The 16,889-nt window shown below is 57.3% G+C and carries 10 protein-coding genes and 2 pseudogenes; 10 read left to right on the plus strand and 2 right to left on the minus strand.

All coding sequences use genetic code 11. From position 1 onward, the window contains the following. Positions 1 to 433 precede the first annotated feature (433 nt). Genes ACVWY3_RS23235 through ACVWY3_RS23260 form a run of 6 tightly spaced genes read left to right on the plus strand, consistent with a single transcriptional unit; the run spans position 434 to position 7,421 of the window. Entirely contained in the window at positions 434 to 2,023 is a 1,590-nt protein-coding gene (locus tag ACVWY3_RS23235; RefSeq protein ID WP_456840565.1) for an ABC transporter substrate-binding protein, read from the plus strand. Between the two features lie 55 nt (positions 2,024 to 2,078). Beyond that, positions 2,079 to 3,023: an ABC transporter permease gene (locus tag ACVWY3_RS23240; protein WP_456840566.1), complete on the plus strand. Its 945-nt coding sequence runs from the start codon at positions 2,079 to 2,081 to the stop codon at positions 3,021 to 3,023. Continuing rightward, positions 3,016 to 3,924 (plus strand): ABC transporter permease, encoded by a 909-nt coding sequence (locus tag ACVWY3_RS23245; RefSeq protein ID WP_456840567.1) that lies wholly within the window; start codon positions 3,016 to 3,018, stop codon positions 3,922 to 3,924. The genes ACVWY3_RS23240 and ACVWY3_RS23245 overlap by 8 nt, the downstream gene beginning before the upstream one ends. Positions 3,925 to 3,936: 12 nt before the next feature. Continuing rightward, entirely contained in the window at positions 3,937 to 5,412 is a 1,476-nt protein-coding gene (locus ACVWY3_RS23250; RefSeq protein ID WP_456840568.1) for a M81 family metallopeptidase, read from the plus strand. Continuing rightward, the gene (locus ACVWY3_RS23255) at positions 5,405 to 6,415 is read left to right on the plus strand and encodes an ABC transporter ATP-binding protein (protein ID WP_456840569.1); all 1,011 of its coding nucleotides are present in this window, start codon (positions 5,405 to 5,407) and stop codon (positions 6,413 to 6,415) included. Before ACVWY3_RS23250 ends, ACVWY3_RS23255 begins: the two co-directional genes overlap by 8 nt. A gap of 4 nt (positions 6,416 to 6,419) precedes the next feature. After that, a complete protein-coding gene (locus ACVWY3_RS23260) occupies positions 6,420 to 7,421 on the plus strand; it encodes an ABC transporter ATP-binding protein (RefSeq protein WP_456840570.1) in 1,002 nt (333 codons plus the stop codon). A 201-nt stretch (positions 7,422 to 7,622) separates the two neighbouring features. On the opposite strand, the gene ACVWY3_RS23265 is transcribed toward ACVWY3_RS23260, so the two are convergent. Continuing rightward, positions 7,623 to 9,089 carry an MFS transporter gene (locus ACVWY3_RS23265; RefSeq protein ID WP_456843434.1) on the minus strand — a complete coding sequence of 489 codons (1,467 nt, stop codon included), beginning with the start codon at positions 9,087 to 9,089 and terminating at the stop codon, positions 7,623 to 7,625. Between the two features lie 2,096 nt (positions 9,090 to 11,185). On the opposite strand from ACVWY3_RS23265, the gene ACVWY3_RS23270 reads away from it, so the two are divergent. The 4 genes and pseudogenes from ACVWY3_RS23270 to ACVWY3_RS23285 all read left to right on the plus strand — a co-directional run. After that, positions 11,186 to 12,214, plus strand: a complete 1,029-nt coding sequence (locus ACVWY3_RS23270) for a D-alanine--D-alanine ligase family protein (protein ID WP_456840571.1) — start codon at positions 11,186 to 11,188, stop codon at positions 12,212 to 12,214. A gap of 338 nt (positions 12,215 to 12,552) precedes the next feature. Then, positions 12,553 to 13,437 carry a MurR/RpiR family transcriptional regulator gene (locus ACVWY3_RS23275; RefSeq protein ID WP_456840572.1) on the plus strand — a complete coding sequence of 295 codons (885 nt, stop codon included), beginning with the start codon at positions 12,553 to 12,555 and terminating at the stop codon, positions 13,435 to 13,437. Positions 13,438 to 14,366: 929 nt separating this feature from the next. Beyond that, positions 14,367 to 14,735, plus strand: a pseudogene (locus ACVWY3_RS23280) (IS5/IS1182 family transposase); the annotation flags it as partial. A gap of 245 nt (positions 14,736 to 14,980) precedes the next feature. Beyond that, a pseudogene (locus tag ACVWY3_RS23285) lies at positions 14,981 to 15,268 on the plus strand (IS5/IS1182 family transposase); the annotation flags it as partial. 782 nt (positions 15,269 to 16,050) lie between these two features. Here the strand turns inward: ACVWY3_RS23285 and ACVWY3_RS23290 are convergent. Next, positions 16,051 to 16,821, minus strand: a complete 771-nt coding sequence (locus tag ACVWY3_RS23290) for a hypothetical protein (RefSeq protein WP_456840573.1) — start codon at positions 16,819 to 16,821, stop codon at positions 16,051 to 16,053. Between the last annotated feature and the right edge of the window lie 68 nt (positions 16,822 to 16,889).

Consider the following 16,889-nt stretch of genomic DNA (forward strand, 5'->3'; position numbering starts at 1 on the left):
ACGCACTCGGAATCAGCATGGGACACGCCCTGCCGAACGCTCGAGCCCTAGAGACGCAGCTTGTGCGCGGGTTCGAACACTTGGATCTCACGTCAGCTTTTCGAAAATTGTCGCTGCCGGTCCTTCGCGGCAGTCCGAACACCACGATCACAAGGCGCGTTGTGTACGCAAACATCGTCGGCCTATTACTCCAGAGCTAAGATCGTCGCTCGTGCTTGCACGCGTCGATCTTGCAGATGACATAAAACCGCGCCATCCGCCCAATCGGCGCAGAATTTCGGCTGTTGATCGCACAGAATCAATGAAATCTCATGGTGCCGGCCAGATAATGTTTCGGTGACGATAACGCTTCTGTCGACTTCTAAGGTTGTACAGAGAGAGGCGCGGGTTAGCAAACAACGCACCAGTTGGTTCGCTGACGAACCGTTAGTTCATGCTGGGGAGGAAGGCGGTGCGTGTAGGACTGACGAGACGGGACTTCAATTTAGCGGTTGGATCACTGGTTCTGATCGCGCCGGCCCGCCGCCTCAAGGCCGAAGACCTCGCCGACAAACAACTTATCCGCTATGCGGTGGGGGCCGCCGATATCCAGACGGTTGACCCGCACTTCTCCGTTGGGACCGGCGAAATGATAAGCCCTTATTACGAGGGGCTGCTGGCGTTTCCCGATGGGCTCGTGACAAATGAGGGTTTGCAGCCTGGTCTCGCAACGGAGTGGAGCGTCGCCCAAGATGGGGTGACCTGGACGTTCAAGCTCCGCAAAGGTGTCCAATGGCACCACGGGCACGGCGAGTTCACGGCCGAGGACGTCAAGTATTCCATTGAGCGCGTCAAGGCTCCTGCTGCGGCATCGCCTTTTGCCCAAAGTCTGTCGGCAATCGAAGCCGTGACCGTGACAGACCCGCATACAGTCGAGATCAAGACTTCACACGTCGAGCCGTCCCTGCCGGCGCTTCTGGTCAATTACCAGGGCGGCTACATCGTTTCAAAGCATGCGGTCGAGGCCGGAGTTGACCTGAGGACTAATCCGATCGGCACCGGCCCCTTCATGCTCCACGAATATCGGCCGCGTGAAAGCCAGACGTTAGTTCGCAACGAAGCGTACTGGCGCGGTCTTCCCACGATCGAGCGGTTCACCATCCTATTCATGGCGGACGACAGCACGCGCCAGCTGGCCCTGCGCAGCGGCGATGTTGAAGCAATTGAACTGCCGGCTCGCCAAAACGTCGTCGACCTCATGCGCGGCGCCGGCATGATCGTAGACTTGATGGCGCCGGCTAACATGTTCTCGCTTCTGTTCAATCTGAAGCACAAACCTCTCGACGATATTCGCATCCGCGAGGCGCTTGCGGGTGCGATCGACAGAAATGCCTTGATTCAATTTCTGGGCAAGGACGTGGCGATGCTGGAAGTCAGCCCCTTGCCGAGCGGTTATGTCGGCCACACGGACGATGTCCCCTACACGCCGTACGATCCAGTGAAATCAAAGGCACTCCTGAAGGAGGCGGGCCAACGGAATGGTCTTAGTCTTTCAATGGCCTGCAGCAACAGCAGCATATATCTGCCGCCGATGCAGGTGATCCAGGAGATGTGGAAGAAAATTGGCGTCAATTTGGAGCTCAAGGTCGTCGACCATCCGACCTACCACCGGCTCATACGCGAGGACGTCAACCCGGTCGTGATCTATGGTGCGTTTCGCTATCCATTGACGGGGACGACCTATCTGACGCAATTTTACCATTCGAAGTCTGCCATAGGGAGGCCGACGGCCTCGCTCAACTTCTCCCATTACGGCGAGCTCATTCCCGGCGTGGATAACCTCTTAGACGAGGCACGCTACGAACTTGATCAGCAAAAGCAGGTCACGCTCTGGCGGGAAGCGCAGCGGAAAATCACCAAAGACGTCGTTTCGGTTCCTCTTTTGACACGAAAATACGCCGCGGCTCGCAGTCCTAAGCTCGACCTCGGCTTCGACCCGAAGAGCTTCTACGTCATTAACGAGAGAACCCGGATTCTCAAGTAAGTCGCTGGCACCACCAAAATCTCGGCCGCGACATCCCCTACCTGGACCTTGGAATATGCAAGCGTACATCATCAAAAGGCTATTGTCGGCAATTGTGATCATGTGGGCGGTGGCCACGATCGTCTTCTTCGCGATGCGCGTGGTGCCCTCCGACCCGGCACAGGTCGTTCTCGGAGACTACGCGTCGCAGGCTTTAGTCGACGCATTTCGTCAGAAGATGGGTTTGAACCTTCCCATCTGGCAGCAGTATGCAAATTTTCTCGCCGGCCTGCTGCATGGCGACCTAGGACGGTCGATGATTACGAATCAGCCAATCGCAGAGCAAATCTTTTTGATTTTTCCATATACGCTGAGTCTTGCCATCGCATCGCTGCTCGTTGGCTCCGCGATCGGCATTCCTCTCGGCGTCATTACCGCTATTCGACGAAATACGGCTATTGATTCGGCGGGTAGGTTTTTTGCACTCGCCGGGTTCTCATTCCCCTCTTTCTATCTCGGCATCATTCTTCTCCTGATATTTTCCGTTTATCTAAAATGGTTTCCGGTTGTCCATTCGGTTAGCGAGGAGGCGGGACTGTTGGAGCATTTCAATAAACTCGTTCTGCCTGCGTTCAGTCTCGGCCTCATCCAGGCAGCATACATCACACGGCTAACCCGTTCGGCCATGCTTGATACCCTGAACCAGGATTACGTGCGAACGGCGCATGCCAAGGGTTTGCCAAGGGCGGTCGTCTTTTACAAACATGCCCTCAGGAACGTTCTCATTCCGGTGGTGACAGCGATGGGACTTTATACCGGCTCTATTCTTGGCGGCGCGGTCCTGACGGAAACAGTCTTCAGTCGGCCGGGATTGGGTAAACTACTGGTTGGTGCGATCGCCCAGCGTGACTACACCTTGATCCAGTCGGGCGTGATGATGTTCGCCTTCGTCGTCCTGATCGTGAACCTCCTCGTCGATATCAGCTACGTCATCTTTGATCCGAGGGTAAAATATGACTGATGTGATGGCGTCCCCCGCCCCAACCAGCGATGAGCCCGTACGCCGTCATCAGCTTTGGGCAGCTATCAACATTCTCGCACTTGACCGTAATGCAATAGTCGGCTGCCTGATCATTTTAGGTTTCTGCTTCATTGCACTGTTCGCGCCACTGATTGCGCCGTTCGATCCCACGGATCAGCACATTATCGACGCACTTAAAGCGCCGAATGAGACCTACTGGCTCGGTACTGACGAATACGGACGCGACCTGCTAAGCCGGATGATTTACGGTATCCGCCCCGCGCTGGTCGTCGGCATATTTTCCCTTGTCGTTTCCATCCTGATCGGACTGCCGATCGGTTTAATCGCCGGCTATCGCCTGGGCTGGTTTGACCGAGTCGTTAGCTGGCTGATCGACATAATGCTGTCCTTCCCATCGTTGCTGTTGGCTTTAATGATGATGACGCTGCTAGGCTCAAACATGATTACGCTGGCTTTCGTGATTGGTGTATCGCATGTGCCGGTGTTCGTCCGATTGACGCGCAGTTCCGCACTTGTTGCCAGAAACTACGATTTCGTGACTGCGAGCAAATCGTTCGGCGCCTCCGACATACGCATCATCCGCCAACACATCCTTCCGAATGTCCTAGGACCGATCATTGTGATGAGCAGTTTGACCATTGCGGGCGCGATCCGAGACGAAGCAAGCCTTAGCTTTCTTGGAATGGGCATTCAGCCGCCGGCAGCTAGTTGGGGAAACCTAATTCGGGACGGCGTCGCAGTTATTCTCCAGGCCCCATGGATGGCAGTGGCACCTGGGCTAGCCCTTACCGTGAGCGTGCTTGCCTTTAATATGGTTGGTGACTCTCTGCGCGACGCGTTTGATCCACGAGATATCGCCTCGTCTAGCAACAAAAAATGAGGAACTTGGTCCGTGAAAGTAGCCATTGCTGGGTTCGTTCAGGAGTCGGTCAGCTTCCTGTCGAATCTGACGACATTAGAGGATTTCGAGCGTGCGGAGTCTCGAGGAAGTCAGATGTTGCAGCGTTACCGGGGAACGGAAACCGTCCTCGGCGGGTTCATTGATATTTGTGAGCGCGAACGCATCGAGATGGTGCCGATCGTCAAGGCGCCAGGCAGCGCCGCGGGGCCCGCAGCAGATGACGCGTTCAACCATTACTGCCAAGTTATCGTGGACGGACTGAAGGCCCACCGGGATTCGCTCGATGGCGTGCTCCTTGATCTTCACGGGGCATGTACAACGCCGACACGCCTTGATCCCGATGGCGACATGGTGCGCTTGGTACGCAATGCCGTGGGACCGGACGTTCCTATTATGCTCGCGCTCGACTACCACGGCAATCTTGATGCATCGACGATCGCTGACGCAACTGCCACCTTCGGCTACCACTATTCTCCTCATATTGACATGGGCGACACCGGCAGGCGCGCGGCCAGATGCCTCGTCAGGACGTTGCGAGGTGAGATCAATCCGGTGACAGCGATCGCTCGACCGGGCGTCATGGTGCCAAGCATTTTCAGCGCGACGAACTTGCATCCTCTTGCCAGTTTCGTTGAGCGCTCGATCGAACTACCCCAAAGGACTCCCGGGCTGTTGGATGTCTCGGTATTTGCAGGATTCTCCTATGCGGACGTGCCGAACTGCGGATTCTCGGTCGTGGCGGTTGCGGACGGTGACCGGAGCCTTGCCCAGAGGACCGCAATTGGCTTGAGCGAGAGCATCCGCAAGGCTCGTCGCGAACTCCACATTCCGGGCTTGGTTCGAAATCTCGAGGAAGGTGTGGCTTACGGGCTCCAAAGAGCAAAATCGGCCAGGGCGCCGATTGTCTTGCTCGAGCATGCCGACCGGATGCACGACTCCACATACGTACTGCGTGAGTTGATGCGCCAGGGCGCGCGCAATGCCGCCGTCCCGTTCCTCTGGGATCCACAAAGCGCCGCCGCTGCCTGCAAGGCTGGGGTGGGGAAAACCATTCGCCTGAACCTGGGTGGCCACACGTCGTCAAGGTCAGGCGGGCCGATCGCGGTCGAAGCCAGAATCCTGCAGGCGGGCGAAAAGCGCTATCCGGTCAGCGGTCCGATGGGCCGCGGCTCCAAAGTCGACCTCGGTCCAACTGCTGTGTTTGATATCGGAGGCATTATCGTGAGCGTCACCACAGTGCCGAGCACGGCGATTGATGAGGACCCATTCGTTCAGTTTGGCATGCGAGCGCAGGATTTCGCCATCATCGTCCTTCGATCCAAGACTCACTTCCGTGCGGTCTACGAGACTCTGGCCGAGGAGATCGTCATCATCGACACGCCCGACTGGGGACCGGCGGATCTCAAGACGCTCCCGTACAAGTTCGCCCCGACCGCCACGTCCTATCCGTTCGTCGACCATGGCTGACATTCACTCACCGCTTATTTCCGTTCGTGACCTATCTGTCTCGCTTTCCATACGTCGAGGCGAGCCCGTTCCCCTGCTCGATGGCGTCACCTTCGACGTAGCCCAAGGTGAGGTTCTCGGGATCGTAGGCGAGTCAGGTTGCGGGAAGAGTCTGACGGCGCTTTCGGTCATGAGGCTTCTACCCAGGGTCGCTTTCGTGACCGGCGGGACCGTGCTCTTCCAGGGACAAGATCTCCTCCGGCACTCCGAATCCGAAATGCGGGCGATACGCGGAAACGATATCGCCATGATATTTCAGGAGCCGATGACCTCTCTGAATCCGGTCTTCACCGCGGGCGAGCAGATCATGGAGGCCATCATCTATCACGAGCGCACCACGCGCGCGGCGGCGAGGAAAAGAGCCATCCAGATCCTGGACGTGGTGGGGATTCCGTCGCCGGAGCGGCGGATTGACGACTATCCCCATCAGATGTCGGGAGGCATGCTTCAGCGTGTGATGATTGGCATGGCGCTAGCCATGAAGCCCAAGCTACTGATCGCCGATGAGCCAACGACGGCTCTGGACGTCACGGTTCAGGCGCAAATCCTCGAACTCTTGCGGAAGCTACAGGCCGATACGGGAATGTCAGTGATCATCATCACCCACGATCTAGGCGTGATCGCCGATTTCGCGGAACGGGTTATGGTCATGTACGCTGGTCGAATTGTCGAGGAATCCAGTTCCGCCGACCTATTCGACCAACCGCTCCACCCCTACACAGAGGGCCTTTTGCGGAGTATTCCGCATATCGACGAACATGTCGACCGACTGCATACGATCGAGGGCTCCGTCCCATCACCCGGAGCATGGCCCGAGGGCTGCCGCTTCCACCCTCGCTGTCCTCATGCGATTCCACCCTGCAAGCTGGCAATACCTGAACTCGTTGGATCTTCACCAAACCACCGCGCGGCCTGCATCCGTCACAAGATCTCGCACGGGAAATTCGCCCATGCCTCGCGGTGATGAAATGATCCAGCAGATCCCCCAGTCGCCCGCGGCGGTTACCCTCGATGCGCCACTTGTCGCGGTGAAGGGGTTGGTGAAACACTTCCCGGTCACCAAAGGTAGCATGATCTCCCAGCGGGGGGTATCCGTTCGCGCGGTCGATGATATTTCCTTTGATATCCGTCGCGGCGAGACGTTGGGCCTCGTTGGCGAGTCGGGATGTGGCAAGTCAACGACCTCCCGGCTACTCGTTCGACTGCTTGATCCGACAGCCGGAAGCATCCGCTTCGATGGTGAGGATATCGCCGGTCTGTCCGGGAACGCGCTCAGAGCGAGGCGGAAGAATTTCCAAATCATCTTTCAGGATCCGTACAGTTCTCTTAACCCGCGGATGAGAGTTCGCGATCTCTTGGGCGAGCCTATGGAAATCGCTAGCATGAGCTCGTCGAGCAAAGAGGCTCGGATTCTCGAGCTCCTCGATTTGGTGGGCTTGGCAAGATCGCACGCAGGCCGTTTCCCGCACGAATTTTCGGGCGGGCAGCGCCAGCGAATCGGTATCGCCCGTGCACTTGCGTTGAAGCCGCAATTTGTTGTGTGCGATGAGCCGGTTTCTGCTTTGGACGTTTCCGTCCAGGCTCAGATCGTCAACTTGTTGAAGGATCTTCAGAGAGAATTCGGATTAACGTATTTATTCGTCGCTCATGACCTCAGCGTGGTCCGACATATCTCCGATCGGGTAGCGGTCATGTACCTAGGCAAGATCGTTGAGATAGCATCACGATCGTCCATATTCTCAGCTCCTCTGCATCCTTACACTCGGGCACTCATTTCCTCCGTACCTGCGCCGCGGCCGCGCCAAACACGAAAGGCGGCACCGGTGAAGGGAGATGTGCCGAGCCCGATCAATCCTCCATCCGGGTGCCGATTCCACACTCGATGTCCCTTGGCGATTGATCGGTGCCGTGTCGAAGAACCCCTACTTCGAGAACTTGGCAAACACTTGGTTGCATGCCACCTAACGTAAACTATGAGCGACATTCGTCGTACCTCGAAAGACATTTTCGACTTTAAAATTTGTGTCGTTTCATAATTGTCGGCCGGCTGTTTGTTACCTGTATACGCGCATAACATCATGGTGGGATCTGGTATTGACCTGAAGCAGCCGCCCCCCCCGATCGAGGCGCTATCGTAATTTGATTTTAGCTTGACCGCCAATATCACAACATCAGTCCAGCCGGTCAAGCATCTCCTGCGCGTCTCCCGTGGTTAACCAGCGGCGGCGGCCCCTTCTTCGGGAAGAACTCTCGATTGCCTTGCGGCCGGAGATTTCGCAACCGGCATCGTCGGGCATCTGCCAAAATAACCCACCCGATGCCGCCGAGATGATCGCGGCGACAACGAATGCTGGCGCCAAAACGTCTGCAGATAGCTCGGTTGTGTGATGCAGCGCGAGCGTAGTCTCGATCGAGAACACTCCGACCGAGACACCGACAGACACTGCCAAAAGCTGGTTGAGGCTCACCAATATGATGGCGCGACCTGTCTTCGCGGTCTCAACCTCGGCGTAGGCGATTGTGTTGATCGCTGTAAACTGCAGCGAGTAGAAGAAGCTACCGACGACTAGGGTGATCATGATTAGCAGCAGCGGCGTCGTCCCTGTGAAGAGGGCGCACGCCGCGAGGAAGAACGACGAGACGAGCGCATTGAATGTCATGACATACCGATAGCCGAAGGCGCGAAGGAAGCGCGCAGCAAGAGTCTTCATAGCCATGGCACCGAAGGTGGAGGCGAACGTGACGAGGCCAGAGTGGAAAGGGGTTAGCCCGAACCCGACCTGCATGAGGAGCGGGAGCAGGAACGGCAGCGCACCAATGCCGACATTGAATAGGAAGCCGCCCGCAATCGCGGCCCGCAGCGTTGGCAAGCGCAGCAGCGTAAAGTCCAGCACTGGAGAAGTGGTGCGCCGCTCATGCATTACGTAGAGCATCATCAACAGAGAGCCGAACCCGACCAGCGCTGCGTTCGCTGACCATGGCCACAGGTTGAGTCCTGCGACCGATACGCCGAACGCGATGGCGGCAAGGCCGGTGCCTGCGAGCATCAGGCCACAGAAATCGAAACGCTCGCGATTGGCGCTTTTGATGGGATCGATATATTTCAGGGACATGAAGATCCCGACCAAGCCGATCGGAACGTTGATCAGAAAAATCCAGTGCCAGGATAAATAGGTCGAGATGAAGCCGCCGAGCGGCGGCCCGATCAACGGGGCGACCAACGCGGGGACAGTCACCCAGGCCATCGCATTTACCAATGCGCTCTTATCGACCGAGCGCAAGAGCGCCAGTCGCGCAACCGGCGTCATCATGGCACCACCTAGACCCTGCAGGATGCGTGCAAATACAAGTTCGGTTATCGAGGAGGATAGTGCCCCGCAGACCGAGCCCAGAATGAACACGCCGATGGCGCCTGAGAACACGATGCGCACGCCGAAACGGTCTGCGGTCCAGCCGCTCAATGGGATGAACACTGCAAGCGACAGAAGGTAAGAGGTTATCGCAAGCTTGAGCGTTAGCGGGCTGGTGCCGATGTCGGCGGCGATCGCCGGCAGCGAGGTCGCAATTACCGTGGAATCCATGCTCTCCATGAAGAGCGCGGCAGCCCCGATAAGTGGAACCATACGTTCGTTCTTCATCAAGCCTGGCCGCTGAAAAGGCGGTCCAAGAAGCTGCATCCCGCCAACTTCCTTCCGCTCCGAACATGTTGTGTTCACGAGAGCTACTTCACGGGGTTTCCGCCATCCGCGAAGCAAGGGCCATGCCACCCGATTTCGGGCATCAACTAAATTTAGCTTGCCACTTACGAACCTACTACAAACGTTAGCCCTGCGCTCGCTCATTGGACGTGGTGAGGCAACGCACCCTTATCGCGCAGCAAATAGCACCCGATGCCGATCGCATTAGTCTAAAATCGTGCGCCATTGAAGCACAGGTTCAAGCGCAACGTACGAGTCGACATTCTTAAGCGATAGTTCTGCTGTCGTGTTAGCCGTGTCCGGTTGAAGACGTCTATGTTGAGAGCGTGACACATATCTCACGATGTACTCCGCCGGGGCATGCGAAAGTGTATGTTGCCTCGTTCAACCAAGGCTCCGTACGTTCTTGGTGGCACGCCAATTGCTCGGACACAGCAAAGCTTCCTGTTGGCCACGCGAGTCTCCTTGGCTTGGGCAAAGTGTTTAAAATGGCAAGTGCTCGAACAGTCCGGAACAATACGGTAGAGGTGCAGTGCGGCCCGTCGCCTCACGCCACCGTCATGACTTTCATCCAGGATACTCGCGACGTTAGCGACCGAGGCTGGAGGCCAACAGCATAACATCATGTCACAAACAGATAACCGACAGCGGCCATCACGAGCAGCTCAAGTACACTGTGGATCCTTCGTTGAAGCAGTTCAAGAGTCCCGGCAGCCTGGACACGAGCGGCGAGCGTGACAATACGGTAGTACCCGGCTCCGGCACAAGTGCGCCCCGACCGGCTTGTTGCTGGTAACGGACCGCTGCGCTTCGTATTGCCGTTACTGCTTTCGCAAACGAAATAGTCAGCAAGCCCTCCGATGAAGTCGCACCTGATTTCGCTCGGGTCGCGCAATATATTGGCCATCCTGAGATGACGAAGGTTCCTGATATCGGGAGGCTACCCGTCATGCCGAGCACTGCCACACTCGACAAACTTCTTGATCATCTGCTGCCGGTCCCGCGTTTGGGCTCTATTCGATTTGGCACAACAACCTTCGCATTTGCGCCCAAGCGGTTTCAAGGTCGTGTTCTGCCCCGTTTTGTTACGATGCATGCGTGAAGCAGGTAAGACCGCGGTGATCGTCGTACATTTCGCTCGCATCGGAGAACTCTCGATCGATGCGAAGCGCAAGGTTCGCTCCTTGTCTGCAGGGGTGCAGTTCATCAACCGGTCCGCTCCACTGCGTCGCGGAGTGGAAATTGCAGGCGGTATCTATCAGCGTCTCAGCGGGTCGAAAGACGTTCAAATACATCATGTCGCATTACGCAAGAAAGATCGAGCTCCTCGACCTGGGAGCTGATGGTTGCTTATACGTGCGCTATCATCAAAGCAAGACTCCCGATAAGATCTTTTCCGACCGCACCTCGAGCGCACTTGCTGGTTAGGCCATTTACCCGAAGCATAATTGACGGCCTAGGGCAACAAGCGGCTATCGGAGGAGCGTTAGCCTTAGTGTGCCCTAGCATTGGCACCGCGAGTTCGTGCGGCGCCGTTTGGGGCTATGTTGACAGACTGACTAGTTCGAGCCATCGAGCGGCTGCCCGCGAGAGCACACCGGCGATGTCCAGCTTGGCGCCCAGTCCCGAATTCGCGGATCTACGCTCTGAAGGGGGAAATGCGTCCGCATCGTACCGAAAGAGGCCCCTGGCCAGACCTGCGATGTCCTCGACAGAAGCGGATAGTCGCGATTGTCGGATCAAGCAACGAACATTGTCGTCCGATCGTGTCCGGTTGACGACGCCGATGTTGAGAATCCCATATAGCAGGTCGCTGGGCTCCGCTTGGGAGGCGCGAAACACATAGTGCTCCACTCTCGCTCGCACCACCTTCGTTGGCATCCCAATTGCCTGGACGCGGTTCGGTATCTCGATTTCCTGTATTGAAGCGAGCAAAACCGGTTGACGGGATTGATCTATCAAGACAGAGGGCGCGCGGGAGCCAGACAGCTGTCCATTCGAAGAAGATGACAGCGGGTAAACATTAAGGAGAACTTATGAGGGTAGCCGTCGTTTGGAACAATGACTACAGTGGCGTGATCAACCGGTTTGGCCGCTCTCCTCCGAAGGAGTACCGGCGCGTCTCGGTCGCAAGCATGATTGTCGAAAGCATCGTGGCAGCGCTGCAAGAGAGCGGCCATACCACGGAGGTGTGCGAGGGTGATAAAGGACTACTCGCTACTCTCGAGCGGTTCATGCCCCCCGATCCGCAAGGCCGTCCATCCGGGATGGTCTTCAATATGGCCGCCGGAATTCAGGGCGAGTACCGTTGCACACATGTCCCGGCCATGCTCGAGATGGCCGGCGTTCCTTACACCGGATCGAGCCCACTCGGGCACGGGCTGACATTGGATAAGGTCATCACCAAAAAGCTCCTCCGCGAATGTGGAGTGCCAACGCCCAACTTCCGCGTGATGCGTCGCGGCTCCGAGAGCATCGGAGACCTGCGGTTTCCCGTGGTAGTGAAGCCGCGTCACGAACACCTCAGCTTGGGCTTGCAGCTCGTCCATGAGCCCACTCAGTTGAGGCAGGCCGTAGAAGCGACCGTCACCCGATATGCGCAGGATGCCCTGGTGGAAGAATACATCGAGGGGCGCGAACTCTGTGTCGCGCTGCTGGGTAACGAAGAACACGAGGGACTGCCACTGGTGGAGCATAATTTCGGGGATCGAGAAACACGTTTTATCACTTGGGAAGACAAGAGACATATTGTGGGCACGGAGCCGCCGAAGATTTGTCCGGCACAAGTCGGAGATGAACTTGAGACGAAGCTGCGGGATATCTCTGTTGCGACGTTTCGTGCGTGCATGTGCCGAGACTACGCCCGCGTCGATCTGCGGGTTGACAGCTCTGGCCAGCCCTTTGTCCTAGAGATCAACGCCGACCCGTCACTCAGTATTCGGGCCTCTTACTTCTTAGCTGCGACGACCGCAGGATACAGCTTCTCGAGCTTGATCAATCGCATCATCGATGTCGCCCACAGGCGATATTTCGGAGTCGGCATCCCTAAGGCTGGGCACGCGTAATTCTGGCCTGAAGGTTGCGCTAGCTGCCGCTGGGTGTCACTCTGCGCATGCAGAATTCCAACGGTGGCGAGCGCGTTGCCCTCAGACGATTGCGGCTTTCGACGTCTAATCGCGCAGAAAGGGGCGGCAACCCCGGTTGCGGAGAATCGATGGTGTAAAACACAGCACAACTTGGCTTTTCGATTGGCTTTCGTCACACCGTGATAGTGTTCTCGAGCTTCTGTCGCGAAAAGATCATTCTAGCCACTTAAGATCGGTGAGCGAAACAGTGTACGCTTCGAGCGAAGATGCGCCTATGCTTAGCGCCTCTCGGCTCAACAGCGGGGGGTAGTGTCGCAATGGGTTCTCCCATCGCAGTAGCCATCAGGGGCAGCTACGAGCGGATGCCGCGCCAAATGAAAGTTGCGGCACGTTGGCTACACGACCATCCGACAGAGGTCGCATTGCTTTCGATGCGGGAGCAGGCGCGCCAGGCTGGAGTGTCTCCCGCGACACTAACACGTTGTGCGAAACGCCTCGGGTTCGCGGGTTTCGATAGATTGAAAGAAATATTCGCGGACACCGTTAGAGAACGACCAGAAAGCTTCGCCGGGCGCGCAGAGCAGCTGCTGGTAAGACGAGAGGCCGAAGGCGATGCCGGCATCATCGGTGATACAATCGATGCTTTGCATGGACATCTTAGACAGCTTGCGCAGCCCTCCGCAATTACAGCGCTGGGCGCAGCCGCGGATGTCATTGCCGATGCGCGAACCATTTTTTGTCTTGGCCTCCGCTCGAGTTTTCCTGCAGCTTATTTAATCCATTATGCCTGCTCGTTGCTAGGCTCCCCCACGATACTGATCGAGGGAATAGGCGGCACGCCGAATGATGCGCTCAGGTCAGTCCGCCGAGGAGACGTTTTACTGACGGTTACGGTCAGCCCATACACGCGCTATACGGTGCAGGCTTCCGAGTTCGCGGTGTCGCGCGGTGCAAAGGTAGTCGCGGTGACCGACAGCGAGTTATCTCCGGTCGCCAAGCTGTCCGAAGTTGTGATTTGCGTTCGAACTGAAACACCTTCGTTCTTCCACACAATGACTCCCGTGTTCGCAGCGGTCGAGTGTCTCATAGAGCTTATCGCGGCCAAACAAGGCACCCGCGCGCTTGACGCCTTGAAAGCGAGCGAAGCACATCTCGCGTCATTCGATACTTATGTATTACCGAACCCGCGCAGGCGTAAGTAGATTCGTGCAGAACTCAAAGTCTGCCCGTCCAGAATGCAAGGGCGAGAGTCGCAACCGATAGAGTCATGGAGGCAGGCCCTGCTCACCGAACCAGGGCGCTGTCGGAAACTAGGAGCTGCTTGGCGTGGTCAAGAAAGCTAAAGACCGCGTTATGCTTCGGGATCCAGTACCCAAGGTGCTCGGTCCACGCTCACCAGAGCGAATGACAAGCTGGATCCGCCCATGACCGCAACGAAGATGTTCGCGCCAAGCCTCTCGCCGAGCCTGCGGTCAACTGCCGGCGGCGGGTCACCGCTAAGGTACCTTGGTTGTGGTGTTGCCGGCACCGGCGATCGGGTGCAGGTGCACACTCGGCCAATCTGAACCTTCACGAAAGTCACGCGGCCCTTACCAATCGTTTGGTGCCCGTCTTGGTGCCTGTGATGGCGTCAAACTCGAGAATCACGACCGTGCCGTCATGGACCACCATCGCTTCGAGAGTGAAGGCGACGCCCAGCGGAGCTTGTAGCAGTTTGTTTTTTGACTTTAATGGAGATTCCTCAAACTCCGTGCTGGAACACCGAGGCCAGCATGGATGACGCTCCGCGAAAAGGCCTTGGCACGGGCTCATGCGGGGGAGACAGTTCGTTCGATTGCAGAGGGCTCCAGATCAGTCCCCCCGGTCCGACGAAGTGTAAGAACCTGAGGCGGGACACTGGAAGCCTGGCGCCGGGAAAGATCGGCGCCCACAAGAAGCGGGTTCTGTCGGAGGCCAATGCCGATGGCCGAGCACGCGTATTCGGGGCCATTCACCTTGGGCAGGCTTACGCAGGAAGCGGCCGTAGGGGATCAACACAGACGTGCGGACGTGCGGACCTTTGTTCACAGCGAGGCGCTCAGCTTCGTTTCGCATCGTGATTCTCTATCGACAGGATTTAACGGGGCGCGATGAGGGGGAGCGACAAGCCAAGTTCCTGCACGCGCTTTTGGCGCAACTCACGCGCCTGCTATCGAGCGGTCAGTTCTCGGTGGATCGTACTTTGACTGAAGCTGGGCCTCGACCAAGAGCTTCCGGAAGGAGAATGGCGCTGACAAAGACAGGACGGTCCGGAACGCAGCGCTGAGCGCACCTTCCGCAAGGAGAAGCGATCCAACTGAGACGCATGCGAGCACGACGGTCCCGAGGGGCGGCTCTACAAGAAGGGGGAACGGCCACCCGGGCAAGCTGAGCCATATGGGGCACACTCTGATGGAGAACCGCAATGGTTTTACGTGGGGTGAGCCAAGCGACCGGCGCTGCCGAACGGGAGATTTCGCTTGCGCGGAGCCGGTAAAGGTCGGGCGCGGCTCGCCAGTGCCCGATGTTCATAATTTGTTCTAGTGGGCTGCGCCCTCTGGCTCTCCGTGAACATCGCCATTCGGGTTTCTCTTGAAATCCAAATGGCAACGTGTCAGGTGCCGAGCGCGTCGCGCAATTGCGCGCCAGCCGCAAAGCTCCAACAGGCAGAAGATCGGTCTCGGACCATCTGTTGGCGCCCGTGATGTCGACTCCCGCGGGGGCGCGAAGCGGATCACTCTGGGGAGGGATAAGGCCTATGATGTCACGCACTTCGGACATCTGAGCAGGACTGGTAAGCGGCGCAAGACGGCGATCGACGCGCGTACCACGCGTCACAGCGGCACGAGTCAGCCAACGCCGCAAACGCATCAAGAAGTCTTCGGCTGGATCAAGGGCTCCGCAGGGTTGCCAAGGCCAAGCTGCGAGACCTCCACCGCGTTGATACCGTCTTCGTCCTGGCTCGCAGCCTACAATCTAGTCCGGCTTTTCAAGCTTCTGGCGGCACCGGCATGAGCATTCGCGGCAGATGTCAGGTCATCGAGACGCCGGGCTAGGACATGGCTCGCGGACGCCTACGTCTTGTTCGATGAGGCCGGCGGCGGATTCGCCTTCCGATTGCCTTACTGGCTCCATTCGTGAAGCCAGGCACGCCGATACCGTCAAGTTCGGCTGGCAAGGAAACGACGAAATGGAGCCAGCGGACGGTGACGGTTTGGGCCGCACTAGAGGATGACACTTTACTCACGGGGAGATTTGCCTCCTGAACGGCGACAACATCCAATTCATCGCGCGCCGTTCAAACCTTCCTCAACAGACTTCTGGTGCTACATCGTATTATTCACTGATGTGCTCTGGCTTCGTCAGCCCTTCCGAATGTTCCAAATCATCGGTGCATCGGGGCAAAGAGGCTGGCCAGATTGTGATCACATCAGCATTGGTGAACACCTTGCCCCGCCGCTCCACGACTTCGCAGGCTATATGCGCTACCGGCCGGGCCGCTGCTTGCTAAAGCGATGATGGCGATCACAAGCGAGCAGAACTTGGAACAGCGGTGGTTTGAGCTAGCTGCGTTTGTCCAAGAATTCACGAGTATGCGGCGGCCATTCGCGGCCAGCTGCCAAGGTCAACTTCTCTCGGGGATGATTGGGCAGGGCACAATCCTAATCGTCTGCTATGTCCCGCTTATCTGACGCGCGACCAGACTAGCAGCTGGGCGCTGATGTCTAGCCTCTCACGCGATATTGCAAGTGTCGGGAAGCAAATGACGCTCAACTTGCCCGTCGTTGCCCTCAAAACTATTTTCGAAGCATCGCTCCACGTTCCGTACGACTTCCAAAGAGCCGCGGAGTCGTCGCCGGCGGAGGTGACAAGGCCAGAAGCAGCTTGCTTTCGTCATGACGATCGATTCTGTTTCTCAACTCCTCGCCGGTCACCCAGACGAGCCAATTGTCCTCTAAAACGCCCTCTTCCACCAGCTGCAACATCGCCCCGCCCGGCTCACCGTGATGGTACTGCGGAAGGCCCTTCGCCACTCGCCAGCGCCCCACAAGCGCGCATAGAAAGTCAGGAGCCCACATGGTGAACGACACGCGGTGCGCTATTCGTGTGACGATCTGGGCCAGGCCCGTTCCTCTAAGGTCGGCGCGCACCCAAAGATCCCCGTTATAAGCTACTTTGCCCGTCAGCTTGCTCGCACTTGGCGCGACGCATATACAACGGTCCTGAGGATGCGCATGTAAGGCGGGCTGAGCATAAAATGCGTTCAGGGACTGAAGATGTTCTGCGAAATTGCTGCGAGAAAGATCATACAGCCGAGCAGCGTTTGAAAGTGAGATCCCATCATTCTCGTCGACACCTATGAGCCAATAACCTTCGCCTGACTTAATCGGCGAGCGATCTGGTCGGAAATTCGGGAAGGTCGGGGCCTTTGTTGGAGTAACGCGCGTGATTGAGATATACTCGTCAAACTCGAATCCTAACAAGAGCTTAATGCCTTTTGCAGCAGCGGCATCGTCATGCAATTGGATAACGCGACAAATTTTCAGCTGATCTAGCAAGCTTGTCATTGCCGCACCTCCTGCAATCGTGTTGGACTACGTGACCATACGTCACCGACAAATAGCGTCACACTACC

The sequence above is a fragment of the Bradyrhizobium sp. USDA 4486 genome, from assembly GCF_054057995.1.